At 36.4% G+C, this 13,840-nt stretch carries 16 protein-coding genes; all 16 read right to left on the minus strand.

Going from position 1 to position 13,840, the window contains the following annotated elements; translation table 11 throughout:
• Nucleotides 1-23 precede the first annotated feature (23 nt).
• Nucleotides 24-1,259 (minus strand): acetate/propionate family kinase, encoded by a 1,236-nt coding sequence (locus DER71_RS03015; protein WP_114474270.1) that lies wholly within the window; start codon nucleotides 1,257-1,259, stop codon nucleotides 24-26.
• Between the two features lie 77 nt (nucleotides 1,260-1,336).
• A complete protein-coding gene (locus tag DER71_RS03020) occupies nucleotides 1,337-2,464 on the minus strand; it encodes an iron-containing alcohol dehydrogenase (protein WP_114458303.1) in 1,128 nt (375 codons plus the stop codon).
• A gap of 60 nt (nucleotides 2,465-2,524) precedes the next feature.
• Nucleotides 2,525-3,073: a BMC domain-containing protein gene (locus tag DER71_RS03025; RefSeq protein WP_114458304.1), complete on the minus strand. Its 549-nt coding sequence runs from the start codon at nucleotides 3,071-3,073 to the stop codon at nucleotides 2,525-2,527.
• Nucleotides 3,070-4,407: a 4Fe-4S dicluster domain-containing protein gene (locus tag DER71_RS03030; protein ID WP_114458345.1), complete on the minus strand. Its 1,338-nt coding sequence runs from the start codon at nucleotides 4,405-4,407 to the stop codon at nucleotides 3,070-3,072. The genes DER71_RS03025 and DER71_RS03030 overlap by 4 nt, the downstream gene beginning before the upstream one ends.
• A 33-nt stretch (nucleotides 4,408-4,440) precedes the next feature.
• Nucleotides 4,441-5,859 carry an aldehyde dehydrogenase family protein gene (locus tag DER71_RS03035; RefSeq protein ID WP_199505584.1) on the minus strand — a complete coding sequence of 473 codons (1,419 nt, stop codon included), beginning with the start codon at nucleotides 5,857-5,859 and terminating at the stop codon, nucleotides 4,441-4,443.
• A 25-nt stretch (nucleotides 5,860-5,884) separates the two neighbouring features.
• Nucleotides 5,885-6,301, minus strand: coding sequence for a heme-binding protein (locus tag DER71_RS03040; RefSeq protein WP_114458306.1), 417 nt, complete (start codon nucleotides 6,299-6,301; stop codon nucleotides 5,885-5,887).
• 2 nt (nucleotides 6,302-6,303) lie between these two features.
• Entirely contained in the window at nucleotides 6,304-6,867 is a 564-nt protein-coding gene (locus tag DER71_RS03045) for a cob(I)yrinic acid a,c-diamide adenosyltransferase (RefSeq protein WP_114458307.1), read from the minus strand.
• Between the two features lies 1 nt (nucleotide 6,868).
• The gene (locus DER71_RS03050) at nucleotides 6,869-7,159 is read right to left on the minus strand and encodes a EutN/CcmL family microcompartment protein (RefSeq protein WP_114458308.1); all 291 of its coding nucleotides are present in this window, start codon (nucleotides 7,157-7,159) and stop codon (nucleotides 6,869-6,871) included.
• On the minus strand, nucleotides 7,141-8,043 hold the full coding sequence (locus DER71_RS03055) for a flavoprotein (protein WP_114458309.1): 903 nt from the start codon (nucleotides 8,041-8,043) through the stop codon (nucleotides 7,141-7,143). The genes DER71_RS03050 and DER71_RS03055 overlap by 19 nt, the downstream gene beginning before the upstream one ends.
• Nucleotides 8,044-8,063: 20 nt before the next feature.
• Nucleotides 8,064-8,891, minus strand: a complete 828-nt coding sequence (eutJ, locus tag DER71_RS03060; protein WP_114458310.1) for an ethanolamine utilization protein EutJ — start codon at nucleotides 8,889-8,891, stop codon at nucleotides 8,064-8,066.
• 136 nt (nucleotides 8,892-9,027) lie between these two features.
• Nucleotides 9,028-9,336, minus strand: coding sequence for a BMC domain-containing protein (locus DER71_RS03065; protein WP_114458311.1), 309 nt, complete (start codon nucleotides 9,334-9,336; stop codon nucleotides 9,028-9,030).
• A 19-nt stretch (nucleotides 9,337-9,355) separates the two neighbouring features.
• Nucleotides 9,356-10,003 (minus strand): BMC domain-containing protein, encoded by a 648-nt coding sequence (locus tag DER71_RS12465; RefSeq protein WP_114458312.1) that lies wholly within the window; start codon nucleotides 10,001-10,003, stop codon nucleotides 9,356-9,358.
• A gap of 33 nt (nucleotides 10,004-10,036) precedes the next feature.
• Complete coding sequence (locus DER71_RS03075; protein WP_114458313.1) at nucleotides 10,037-10,768, minus strand: glycerol dehydratase reactivase beta/small subunit family protein; 732 nt, start codon at nucleotides 10,766-10,768, stop codon at nucleotides 10,037-10,039.
• Entirely contained in the window at nucleotides 10,761-12,596 is a 1,836-nt protein-coding gene (locus DER71_RS03080; RefSeq protein WP_114458314.1) for a diol dehydratase reactivase subunit alpha, read from the minus strand. Before DER71_RS03080 ends, DER71_RS03075 begins: the two co-directional genes overlap by 8 nt.
• Nucleotides 12,597-12,617: 21 nt before the next feature.
• On the minus strand, nucleotides 12,618-13,133 hold the full coding sequence (locus DER71_RS03085; protein ID WP_114458315.1) for a diol dehydratase small subunit: 516 nt from the start codon (nucleotides 13,131-13,133) through the stop codon (nucleotides 12,618-12,620).
• A gap of 27 nt (nucleotides 13,134-13,160) precedes the next feature.
• Nucleotides 13,161-13,817: a propanediol/glycerol family dehydratase medium subunit gene (locus tag DER71_RS03090; RefSeq protein WP_114474271.1), complete on the minus strand. Its 657-nt coding sequence runs from the start codon at nucleotides 13,815-13,817 to the stop codon at nucleotides 13,161-13,163.
• Nucleotides 13,818-13,840: the final 23 nt, after the last annotated feature.

Raw genomic sequence — 13,840 nt, forward strand, 5'->3', positions numbered from 1 at the left:
CCCAGTTGCTTTTTAATTCTTTTTTAATTACCTGCAAGTATATCCTCCAGTACTGATTTAATGTGATTTTCTATTATTTTTTTTGTTTCTCTAGCTATAACCAGCTCTTCATTTGTTGGAATAACATATACTTTAACTGCTGATTCTTCTTTACTTATTTTTATTTCCTCACCCCGACATTTATTTTTTTCTTTATCAAGACAGATACCAAAATACTCCATGTCAGATAATATTATTTCTCTTACCTCCACAGCATTTTCTCCTATACCGGCTGTAAATACTATTATATCAACTCCACCCATCACTGCTGTATAAGATCCTATATATTTTTTTACTCGACGGCAGAAAATTTCAAGGGCCAGCTCGGATTTGCGGCTGCCTGCTTCTGCTGCTTCAGATAAATCTCTAAAATCATTGCTGACTCCAGAAATTCCTAGTACTCCACTTTCTTTATTAAGAACTTCATCAACATCTTCGATGGACAAATTTCTTTCTTTCATAATATAAGGTATTATACCGGGATCAATATCTCCAGATCTGGTTCCCATTACAAGTCCTTCCAGTGGAGTAAGACCCATACTGGTATCAACCACTCTGCCTTTATCAATCGCTGCTATACTGGCACCATTACCCAGATGACATGTTATTATTTTTAGATCTTCATAATTTCTTCCATCCAATTCTGATGCTCTCTCAGATACAAATTTATGTGATGTTCCATGAAAACCATACCTTCTTACCCCATTTTCTTTGTACCAGGAATAAGGTACTGCATAAAGAAATGCTTGTTCAGGCATAGAGTAATGAAATGCTGTATCAAAAACACCAACATTGGGAGTATCTGGCATCAGCTTCTGACTTACTTCAATACCAATTAAATTAGCCGGATTATGCAGTGGAGCCAGTTTGATATTTTCCCTCAGTGCTTCAGATACTGCATCATTTATCAGCACAGAACCTGAAAATTTTTCTCCTCCGTGCACAACGCGGTGGCCGACAGCACTAATTTCATCCATATTTTTAATAACTCCAATTTTTTCATCCTGAAGTACATCTAAAACCATTTTAATAGCTTTATTGTGAGCAGCTATTTTTCCCGAAATCTTTATTTCTTCTTTATTTAAAGCTTTATGTTTTAAAACTGAACTTTTTTCTCCAATTTTTTCCACAAGTCCTTTTGCCAGAACTGTTTCACCTTCCATATTTATTAATTGATATTTTAATGAAGAACTGCCACAGTTAAGCACAAATACTTTCATAATATTACCATCCTCTGCTGAAATATATTTATCTATTATCTCCTTGAATTCATAATTTTATCCGTAAAAATTCTTCATCAGTAAACATCTTTAAGAATCTTTATAATATCTTCTCTTTTTACAGGCCTTGGATTACTTCTGAGCATAAGAACTTCTTCAAGAGCTAAATCTGCAACTTCTTCAAAACTGTCAACACCAAACTCTTTTAAACCTGTTGGCAGTCCAATATCTGCAGTGAGCCTCTTGACTTCATCTGCAGCTCTTCTAGCTGCTTCCATTTCAGTCATATTCGAAATATTAACGCCCAGCAAACGAGCAACATTAGCAAATTTAGTCGGGTTGGTAATTATATTAAATTTCATAACATGTGGAAGCAGTATAGTATTTGCAAGCCCATGAGGAATTTTGAATCTTCCTCCAAGCGGATGGGCAATAGCATGTACCAGACCCAGACCACAGTTGCTTAGAGCAATTCCTCCAAAAAGACTGGCAAGAGACATCCCTTCTCTTGCTTTCATATTATTTCCATTACCTACTGCTGGACGCAGATAATTTTTTACCATTTCTACTCCTTTAGTTGCTATCATTTCAAAAGGCAGTACTGCATCCTGTGATACATAGGACTCTATACAGTGGCTTAAAGCATCCATTCCACTAATTGCAGTCAAATATGGTGGAAGTGTTCTGGTAAGCTCTGGATCAACCACTGTTATATCCGGTATTAGACTTTCATCTACAGCGGAAAACTTATTTTTTGTTTTTTCATCTTTAATCACTACTGCTTTTGTTACCTCACTGCCAGAACCAGAGGTGGTGGGAACTGTAATTAAAGGTATCCTACTGCACTTTTCATTCAGTTCTTTCTGCTGACAGACAGCTCTAACTGCCTTTGCAGAGTCAATAGGACTTCCCCCACCTACCGCAAGCAGTGCATCTGCAGTGTTTTCTATTGCAAATTTAACACCCTGATCTATAATATCTATAGTAGGATCTGGTTTAACCTTGTCAAAAACAACATAATTAACTTTACCATCCAGCTCTGCTGTTATCATATCCAAAATACCAGCTTTTTTTATACCTTCATCTACAACAATCATCAAAGTTCTGCATTCCAGATCGGCAGCTGTTTGAGGCAAAACCTTTCTCTTCCCAGATCCGAACTTTATTTTTGTCTTTATCTGGAACTCAAAATTAAAAGAATTCATCCAACCATCTCCTCTTTATAGCAACAGCAGCATATATTTAGATTATTTTATATCTGCAGTTTAAAGCAGTGTTTTAAATACATCCTTATCAGGAGAAGAAATAAATACTTTATTATAGAGCATACCATTGTCCTTGCCGGCAGCTGCTCCTGCATTAAGAGCCTGTTTTACTGCACTGACATCTCCCGTAAATGTCACATATGCCTTTCCTCCCAAACCCGTACCCAATCTAACCTGTATAAGATCAACCTGAGCTGCTTTGGCAGCTGCATCTGCACCAATTATAGCACTTGCTATACTGAAATATTCCAGCACACCAACTGCATTAACTTTTTCTATCTCTGTAGTTGCATTAATTGCATTTAAAAGCTGATTGTGTATTCTTGAGATAACAAGATGGTCTACTACAAATGGATCACCTTTTTCTATTCCTGATTTTACAGAAGATTTAACTGCACTTACATCTCCAGAAATTAAAATAGTATATTTACCCGGACAGGTTGGCTGTGCCAAAATCAGATCTACATCTGCTGCTTTTTTCATTATATCTGCTACTTTTATACCCTGGCTGATTGAGTTAAACTCAAGTAAGCCTATTGTAGTAATCATAATTCCACCTCAGAACTTTTACTTATTACTATTTCTTTCTCGTCCACCTTAATAATTTTCCCCTCTAAACTGGCATGTATATTGGCACTAAGGCTGTCTTCTTTAGCTTTTCCAACAAGATCTCCTTTTTTGATCTGCTGACCTATTTCTACCACAGGATATGCAGGTACACCAATATGCTGGCTCATAGGAATTTTAACCTCTTTTATTTCAATTTTTTCTGTTTCCGCAAGAGACTGATGATAATATTTACTCAGGTTAAGCCTGGAAATTTGGCGATCTGTTGGTATTCGTCTGTATTTTTTCATTGGATGAGCACTGTATTCTTCCTGTTTACTCTTATACTTGTCTTTTACCTTTTCTTTAAAATATACATTGATAAGCCTCGGTGATAATCCCATCGGGCAGGCATAAAGCTCACATACTCCACACTCACAGCATAGCTGTGCCATCTTGAAAATTTCTTCATCTTCTGAATAGGCCAGTGCTCTCATTATTCTGTGCGGCTCCATATCATGTCCTATTAAATACCTGGGACAAAAATCAGTACACATGCGGCACTGTATACAGGCTGCCTTAGACTGGTTTTTCATATGTTCCATGCTCTGCTGATTTCTCTCTATCACATAATGGTTCCTGGGAAGTACAATAAGAGCTCCATCTGTTTTTTTAATAACAGCACTATTTATCTCTTCATCTGTCACATAGTGAGTCCCCATCATTGGTCCACCAATTATTACTGCATAATCATCCACTGATGCACCACCTGCTGCTTTTATACAGTCATTAATAGGAGTACCAATGGGTACATTAATTATTTTGGGATCATTTACTTCTCCCAACATAGAAACATATTTATCTGTCACTGGTTTTCCCTGTAGAGCAAAATAACTATTTACAAGAGTTCCAACATTTGTAACTACTACCCCAACCTGAAGAGGTATACCACCTTCAGGAACCGTACGTCCTGTTATGTCATAAACCATAATCTGCTCATCACCTGCAGGATAAAAACTGTCCATCAGAAATAAATCTATTTTATATTCCTCATCCTCTATTATTTTCTCCAGACAGGCTCTTTCATTTTCATATTTTTTCTTAAGAGCAAAAACTGTTTTTTCAACACCTATTTGCTCTGCTATTTTATTTGCTGCTGAAATCATCTCTGCTGAATAGGTTCTCATGAGATATTTATCTGTCATCAAAAGTGGCTCACATTCTGCTCCATTGATAATCAGATATTCTGCTTCACAGTCATATTTAACATGAGTAGGAAAACCGGCTCCTCCAGCTCCTACTACCCCTGCTTCAAATATTTTTTTTATAAGGCTCATAAAAATACCCCTCTCCATTTAGAAACCACTTTTTTATATAATGGAGAATCCATCTACTAATACACATCTTCTCTTTCTGGTGAATGTTCTGGCAGAAGTTAATCCTTCACCAGTAGGACCAGCTATTGTAAAAGTTGTATGTCCCTCTCCTCCAGCACCGATACCTGCATAAGAAGGTGCATTTTTGACATAAATAGTAGTTTCAATTTTCTTGGCAAATGCTGTTAAATTATCTACATTTTTAGAATGAATTACTGCTGTATGTCTGTTCCCGTGTTCAACCTGAACTCCAATTTCCATTGCTTCTTCAAAGTTTTTGGCTCTAACAAGAGGGATAACAGGCATCAGCTGTTCTTCCTGTACAAATGGATGGTCAAGTTCTACATCTACAATTACAAGCCTCAAGTCCTCACATTTTGGTTTAATTCCTGCTTTGCGAAGGATATATGCAGCATTTTTACCAACAAGATCTTTGTTAATGGAACCATCATCATTAAGAATAATTTTTTCCAGTGAAACTGTATCATCTATAAGCTGAGCATTATCATCGATCATGTGTTTTATTAATTCGTCTGCAACACTGTCCAGAGCAACAATTACTTTTTCCGATGTACATGGTAAATTATTATCAAAACTTGCACCTTTAATAATATCTGATGCAGCTCTTTTTAAATCTACTGTATCATCAACCAACACCGGGGGATTACCTGCTCCAGCACCAATAGCTTTTTTGCCTGAAGAAAGTGCTGCTTTTACCACACCTGGACCACCTGTAGCAACAATCATAGATATTCTGTCATCAGCCATACAGCTTTCAACTGTTTGAATTGTAGGTTCAGCAACTGCTGTAAGTAGATTTGCAGGACCACCTGCTTCTATTATTGACTGATTTAAAACTTTAATTACATATGTTGAAGTTTTCTTTGCTCTGGGATGACCATTAAAAACTACTGTATTGCAGGCTGCTATCATTCCGATTGAATTGCAGATAATAGTTTCTGATGGATTGGTTACAGGCGTTATTGCACAGATCACTCCAAAAGGTGCTTCCTCCAGAATTGTAAGACCTTTTTTCCCACTCTTAGCCTCAGTTCTAAGATCTTCGGTTCCAGGAGTTTTATTTATAGCTAAATTATTTTTTATAATTTTATCTTCTATTCTTCCCATACCACTTTCTTCATATGCCATCCGTGATATTTTATCAACATGCATACTTATTTCATTTCTCATGGCCTTTATTAGCTCTTCTCTTTCTTCTATAGAATAATCATTCTGAAGTATATTTTGAGCTTTACATGCTGCATCAATTGCCTCATCCATGGTAGGGAAAATGCCTAAATCTCCTTTAGAACTATTTTCAGTTTTATTATCTTTTATTTCAGTTTTTTCTTCCTCTATTTCTTTTAGTATCTGTTCTACTATTTTATTAATATCCTGATTTTTAATATCCAATCTTTCTCCTCCTTCCCTGTTTAAACTAACTGCTCGTATATCTATTGACAAAAAATTCTGCTCCCGATTCAGCAATTTCAATATCTTCATCCACAGTACCACCACTTACACCAACTGCTCCAACAACTTCCCCCTGACTTTTGAGCGGTATGCCGCCTCCAAAAAGGACTATATTTTCACAGGAAGTATCAATACCATAAAGCATATTGCCAGGACTCGAAATTTCTCCAAGTTCCTGAGTAGTCATCCGCAGAGCATAAGCAGTATAAGCCTTTGCAGGTGCCAGTTCAATACTTATGGGCAGGGCATTATCCATTTTTTTAAAAGTTATCAGTTTTCCATCATCTCCAACCACAGAGATAACAGCCGCTAAATTCATTTTTTCTGCCTTTTTCTGGCACTGTTCTGCAATTTTTTCTGCTATATTAAGAGATATTTTCATAACTAACTCTCCTCATTATTCAGAACCTGACAAACCTTCTCAGTAATTAAATCTATTAAATACCTTCTATCTGCAGTTCTGCTCAAAATATAAATGAGGTCAGACAGCCGATTAATATAACTATGGAGTATTTCCGAAAATTCTATATCTTTCTCTTCCTCAGCAGCTATAGTTCTTCTTTCAGCTCTCCTGCAGATTGTTCTGCAGATATCAAGCAGGCTGCCCACTTCACTTTCACCAGGTACTATAAATCCTGACAGATTAAAATCAGACTGATAAGAGTCTAGCTCAGCCTCCAGAAAAGCAAGGTGCTCTTGTTTTAATTTATCTTTGGGTTCTCGCCCTAAAGATGCAAGTTCTGCAGCAACTATAAATAAATCCTTCTGTACTTTAAAAATTATTTGTTTAATATCAGCATCCTCACACTTTACCCGGGCCAGCCCCAACCAGGAGTTAAGCTCATCAATAACACCATATGCTTCAACCTGTGGGTCTGATTTTGTGATTCTTTCACCACTCAGGAGGCTTGTATTTCCTCTATCCCCCCTTTTTGTCGCAATAGACATATTAATAACCCCCTCCTGAAAAGCTTGACTCATCAAGTTCAATTTCATCAATAATACCTACAATAGCATGATCTATTGGACTCCCTTTAAACTGATCAGTCTGACGTGCAGCACTACCTTTTGTGACAAGAACTCTTTCACCAATTCCAGCACCTACACTGTCAACTGCAACCAGACATTTTTCTTTTCTAAATTCACCATATAAAGGGTGTACTAAAAGCAGTTTTGTTCCAACTAGATCTTTATCTTTCTGTGTAGCCACCACATTACCCACTACTCTGGCTGTAAACATAATATCATCCCTTTGTTTTCTGCCACTTCTCTGGCATATGGAGTAATTACTGCATCTTCCCTGACATATATTTTCTTAATAGTATCCCGAATAGGATTAATATCCTTATAGGTAATCACTTTTTTATTTAATACTACAGAAGTTCCCGTCCCAGCTTCTGCTGAGTTTTCTTTAGATAAATTGCTGTCATTAAATTCAGCTTTATTTTGAATTTTTGCTGTATCTGATTTAGAAAATATTACTGATTCTCCATCAAAATTAAACTCTACATCGCTATTTAATTCATTTTTTAAGATACTGTCAGCTTCTTTATAAAGATCAGCAGCATCAACAATTTTAATACCAAAACTTTTTACTCTTTTCAGCTGTTTTTGATTATATTCCAGTAAAGCTGTCGGAGTTTTATTCATCCCCAATTCTCTCCAGCCTTTTGCAGAAATATCAGCTGCATTTTTTACAGCTGCTACAGGTATACCGCACATAACAGCTCTAAAAATATAATCGATCAGCTGTGAATCTACAAAATGTGCTGATAATTTAGCCACTGTATTTCTGGTCATTACAGGAATTAATACAAGATCAGCATCATTGATACATTCAAAATCAGCTTCATAATTATCCCAATCAACATTAAGAGCTGACAGTATTTCGCTTTTATCCAGCATCTTTTCTGCTGCAGTAGAAAAGAGAAAACTCCAATTAATATCATAAGTGCTGTCAATTTTTTTTAGCTGATCTAAACTTTTTTGATAAGCAATTTTGCCTCCGGTAAAAACAGCTGTTATATTTTTCTTTTCCTTGTTTAGTTTGAAAGAATCTGTCATCAGAGTATTCAGTACTTCTCTGATAATTTTTTCTATCAGTTCTCTGTTCACTTCAACCATCTTTTTACCTCCATCCTCAACTATTCACAGTTAATGGCAATACCGAGGGGAGTTACCAGTAAAGTCTGAGAGGGTTTTACAATCTTTAAACCTGTTTTTTTTGCAAGCACCTCTTCTATACCATCTATGGCACTTGTACCGCCAACTAAATAGACTGTTTCAGCTTTATATTTTCCAATATGATTATTAATAATAGAAGCAATTTTCTCTATTACAGGAATAACCATTGGAAATATTTCGTCTATCCTATCAGGATCTCTTTTTATTTTTTCGGCTTTTTCTATACTAATTCCCAATCCACCTGCAATTACAAGGTTTAAATGTGTTCCACCTGTGGCTTCATCAGCAGTATAAACTACTTTACCATCTTCCAATATGGAAATCCCTGTTGTTCCACCACCAATATCCACTACAACACCTCGCTCAATACCCAGCAGCGTTGCTGCTGCAGAAGGTTCATCCACAACATTTTTTACAGTGAATCCTGCTCCCTGTACAACATTTTTAAAGGTATCAATATCTCTACCACCAGTACCTGGCGGTACAGCAGTTGCTGCATATTTGATTTCTCTGTTAAAAATAGCTTCCATTTTTATTTTCATTTTTTTTACTATTTTCAGAGCACCAATATAATCTACAACAAGACCATCTCTTACAACTGTTCCAGGTTCACAGAGTGCCAACAGAGGTTTATTATCTTTATCAACTGCTGCAAGAACCAGATTGGCAGTTCCAAGATCTACACCTGCCTTAATTTCACCTTGATAATCAATTTTTTGTGGTGGATTATCAATTAATTCTGCTACTTCATTTAAGACTATATTGGCGTTAGCAACAAATTTATTCATTAATATTATTCTCCTTCATCAGACAGCAGATCATTTTTTGATTTTTATAATTATCATAAATTACATATTTTATTTGATAAGTAATAAATAAATTCCCCCTCCCACCTCAAAGAAGAGGGGGATTGATCATCACAATTTACTCCATTTCCGGCATATCTAGTTTTTCAGCCACCATTTTAGGTAAAATTGTTTCAACATCTTTATGAGGTCTTGGAATAACATGTACAGAAATAAGTTCTCCAACTCTTCCGGCTGCTGCAGCTCCTGCATCAGTCGCTGCCTTAGTTGCTCCAACATCTCCTCTAACCAGTACTGTTATTAATCCTGAACCGATTTTTTCATAACCAACCAGAGATACATTAGCTGCTTTAACCATTGCATCTGCTGCTTCTATTGCTCCAATAAATCCTTTAGTTTCTATTAATCCTAAAGCTTCACCGTTCACGTTTCATTCCCCCTTTTCCTTAATTATCATCATTTATTATTTCATCATAGTGAATACAGTTCTTTCTCAGATCACCTTTTCTGCGCGGACAGGCTGGATCTCCACAAATATTGCAGATATCTTCTTCATCTTTATTATCTGATTCCACTTCTTCAACTTCATCTACTTTTTTAGCATCTTTTTCTGTATTTAAATCTTCATCATCTGTCTGTTTCTCACTCTCTTTTTCTGCATCATCTAAATCTTCATTATCTGATTCATCATCTTCCTTATTTTCAGCGCTGCTGTCTTCAGATATTTTAGAATCACCTTCAGTTTCTTTAGGGGTTTGTTCCTGTTTAAACGAATTATCTTCAGAAATCTCGCCCTTTTCTTTTTTATAACCCACAGTTTCATCTGTACGAATCATATTATCAATATCCTTATGTGGTCTGGGAATAACATGAGCACCAACAACTTTGCTCAGTTTTGATGCTGCCTGTTTAGCTGCGTCTACAGCAGCTTTAACAGCACCAACATCACCAGTGAATTTGACAACAATCAAACCTCCACGGCTTATTTCATAACCAATCAAATCAATATTAGCAGCTTTTTTAGCCACATCTGCAGCTTCAAACGCTGCATTTAAACCCAGAGTCTCTACCATACCAAGTGCAGTTTTTGCCATATTCCCTCCTCCCTAACTTCTCTGTTCCATTAATTAGTTATTTAATTTTTTAACCACATCCACAATTAAATCTGTCAGCAGATTAAGCTGTTTTTCAGATATACTATCTTCACTGTCCAAATTGATCTCACTAAAATCTTCAGAGTTATCTTTTTCCTCGTCAATTTTAGAATCACTATTTTTTTCATTATTTTTAGAACTATTCTTTTCTTCACTAATTTTTGTATTTATTTCTTGATCTTTATTTTCAGAAGAACTGCTGCTTTTAGAAGATAAAACAAGATCACTCAAACTGTATTTATTGACTTGATCTGCATTTAAATCTGTTTCTGAATGCTTAAATTCTAATTTATCTTTTTCACTAAATTTAATATCCGGAGCAGAGCCTGTTGTAAATTCATCTTTTAAGGGAATTTCTTTTACCGGAATACCTTTTACAAGTCTGGCAGCATTAGAGCCAATAATCTTTGCCTGAAAATTATAATCAATTTTTTTCTTGAAAAAAGGATTTTCCAGATCCAGTTTTTTATGCTGAAGCACAATATTATTATCAGCTCCTATACCAACACCGATATTAAGTCTTGATCTCTGTGCTGCTTCATGGGCCAGTATTTCTGGATTTTTCTCTTCACTTGCAAAATAATAGAAGGGAATGCCTTCTTCCTCAAGTCCATAGCAGACATTTTTAAAAATATCACTACCTGCGATTTCCGCATCAAATCCTATATATACAGAAGGTTTTTTAGACTGCTCTTTACTACTCATCTAAAACACTTCCCTCCTCGTCTAGATAAGACAGCACAAGACCTGTTGCTACAGCATTGCGGGGGCCCATTAGTCCTCTAATATTTCCACGCCCTGCCACTACTCCATATTCCGAAAGACGGTTGGAAATCATTGTTGGAATTTCAAAATCAATTGCCGATCCGCCAACCATTACTACAAAATCGATATCTCTTATATTTCCTGTTGGTATAATTCTTTTTAATGCCCTCTCTGAGTTGCGTACAAAAACATCATGTTTTGCTTCTCTTCTTACCTGACGAATTTTATCCAGCGAATGATCTGTATGAATCGGCACCATTTCATCATCAGAAAGAATTACTACTCTCCCAAATAATTTTGGCGGTAATGGTTCATCAAAAAAATTAACTGTCCCATCTTCATGCCTTATATGGAACATACTCTCCACTTTAGCAAGTGGAAATATTTTGATCATCTCTGCCAGCTTAACATCTGATAGACCCAGTTCGATATTAATCAAAAGTGAAACCATATCACCCGCACCTGCAAGATGTGTTGTATATACCATATCTTTCCGTGTAACCATTGCAGCATCTGTGGAGCCGCCGCCCATATCCAGGATTACAAAAGGTTTGTCTGTACCTGGAGTTGTAAGGGCTCCTAGAATCGCCATATTGGCTTCAATACCTGCAATAGTTACTTCAATATCTGTTTTTTCTTTTAATTTATCAGCAATTTTCTGCATGGGAAGCTGGCTTGTTTTAACCATTGCTGCCAGTCCTACAGCATTTTCCATTGCATGCTCTTCTGCTAGTCCTCCTCTCACTTCTTTTGGGACAAAGGTATTTACTGCAAGTATATCCTTTATTTTAATTTCTGCAAGAGGCTGATCTGTAACTTTACTCATAGTTTCTTTTACTCGATCGAGCATACCACCGACATTTGTTCCCGCTTCACCTTTAACATCTTTTATCGGCTGAATTTTTTCTATCGAATCCATGATCTCTTCTGCACCTGCATCTATTCCTATTTCAGATTTTCCCCTGTCACCAAATATAACAAGATTTCCAGCAGGTATTTTACGCTCTTCTACATCACCTTCCGGTGTTCTTATTACAACTGCAGATCTATTCCCAATTAAAGATCTAGCCACAGGAAAAATATGCTTTGTTTCTTCAGAGTCAAGCTCAAAGATTGTAGCTATGCCGTAGGGGTTGGAAAGTTTATCGATTGTACCACCAGGGCTGGCCACTTCTACAGCAGCTTTTTTGCCAAGTGGTATTTTATCGATATATTTAACTTCATCAATAACCGGAATTATTTTATTGAGGCGGTTTACTATAAGTACTGCATCATCTTTTTGTGCCACTGCACCATTAATATTGATCCCCTGTTCTGCTGCCTGATTGATAATATCTGCTGCTCTGGCAAAATCAACTTCTCCTGGTATGATAAGTATAATATCATCACCAGGACGGCAGTCTTCAACATTTTCTACCCTGGTTGTTATCCCAACACCCAAGCCGACTCCACCAGGTGTCCAGGGGTCATGACCTATCATGGTAGATTCTGTAATAACAGTTTCAGTTATTGTTTCCATTGCTACATCACCAATAACTGGTGTAGCTTCGTTTATCCTGATTAAATCAATATCCTGGTAACTTAAATCGATTTTTTCTAATGCCCTATTTAAAGATTCCAGAATACCTTCAATATTATCTATTGTACCTTTTAATCCAGTGGTCTTATATATACCATCTGATATAAACTCTATATTTTTATTTTCTACTCTGCCGACTGCAACTTCCGTAGTGGAGTTGCCGATATCGACCCCTACAATATATTCCATAATCCCACCCACCTGTTAGCTTTATCTGTCACCTTTAAGTCTTTTTCTCTTTTCGTAAACATCTGCAGCTTCACGAATTAAGTTAGCATTAATAATTGCATCATATTTGTTTTCAAGTTCATCTGCTATGTCCAGTAATTCTTTCTTTGTGGAACGATATGGACGCATGGCATTGTATATTTCAAGGATTCTATCATCTTCTACTTTAGTTAATTCAGCAGCTCTTTCTAGGTTTTTAGCAAACTGCTCTCTGCCAACAGATTTCGCAATTTCTGCCTGATGATATAGTGTTTCTGCAGTGATTCTTAACTCTGCACCATCTATTTCGCCAGAAAGAATTTTTTTAAGCTGAATATCGTCCAGGGTTTTCCCTGAAGGAGTTTTTACAAGGTCAGCTCTTTTTTCTGCAAGTGGGTAATCTTTATCTGAAAGACCATTACTGCTTTTATTTACTGCTGTGGTTTTACTTTCACCTTCAGCTTTTTCCAGATTACCAAGAACATTACGCACAATAGATTCTACTAAATCTCTATCCATTAAATCCACCTCCTGATAATTAAATAATTATTCAAATTTCACTTCAAGTTCAACAACCTTTTTCTGTGGATCAAGGTATTTAACTTCTTTATTATACAAAACAGCAGCTATTGCCTGATATTTAGGTCTTGCCATCTGATCATTACGGGTTGGAACAGGATCAGGATTTTCTCCTTTTGCATATCTGGCAGCATTTTTTCCTATCTGACGATAAGTTTTTAAATCAAGCAGTGGTGCCTGTGGAAAAAGTTCCAAATTAGCAAGTGGATTTAGATCTTTCTGATGAATTAAAACCGTACCTTTTGACTGTAATCCAATTCCAATACCAGAACCACTTAACTGAGCTGCCTGATGACCAACAAAACCTACATCAGCGGTAGAATAATTTTTTACAACCCGTGCTTTTAATCCCTCTTCTTCAATACCAGCCATGATCTCACGCAAAATATTGCTGTGTTTTTCATCGATCATAGTTTTTGTCAGTTTATCTCCGAATGCTGGTGCAACTCCAATAACAACTTCATCATTACTGCGACCTTCTTTAGCAGGACCAACTTCTTTTAAGATCATATCACCTTTTCTTTCAGCAACGGCTGTATTAGAAGATGAGTTTTCTCCTTCTTCTGACATACCGGATAAAACATCAACCACAATTTTGCGAATTGCATCTTCATTTAACTGCATTATTACACCTCCCGAATATTGAG

This window comes from Halanaerobium sp. DL-01, from assembly GCF_003338615.1.
In the GTDB taxonomy this organism is placed as follows: Bacteria; Bacillota; Halanaerobiia; order Halanaerobiales; family Halanaerobiaceae; genus QPJE01.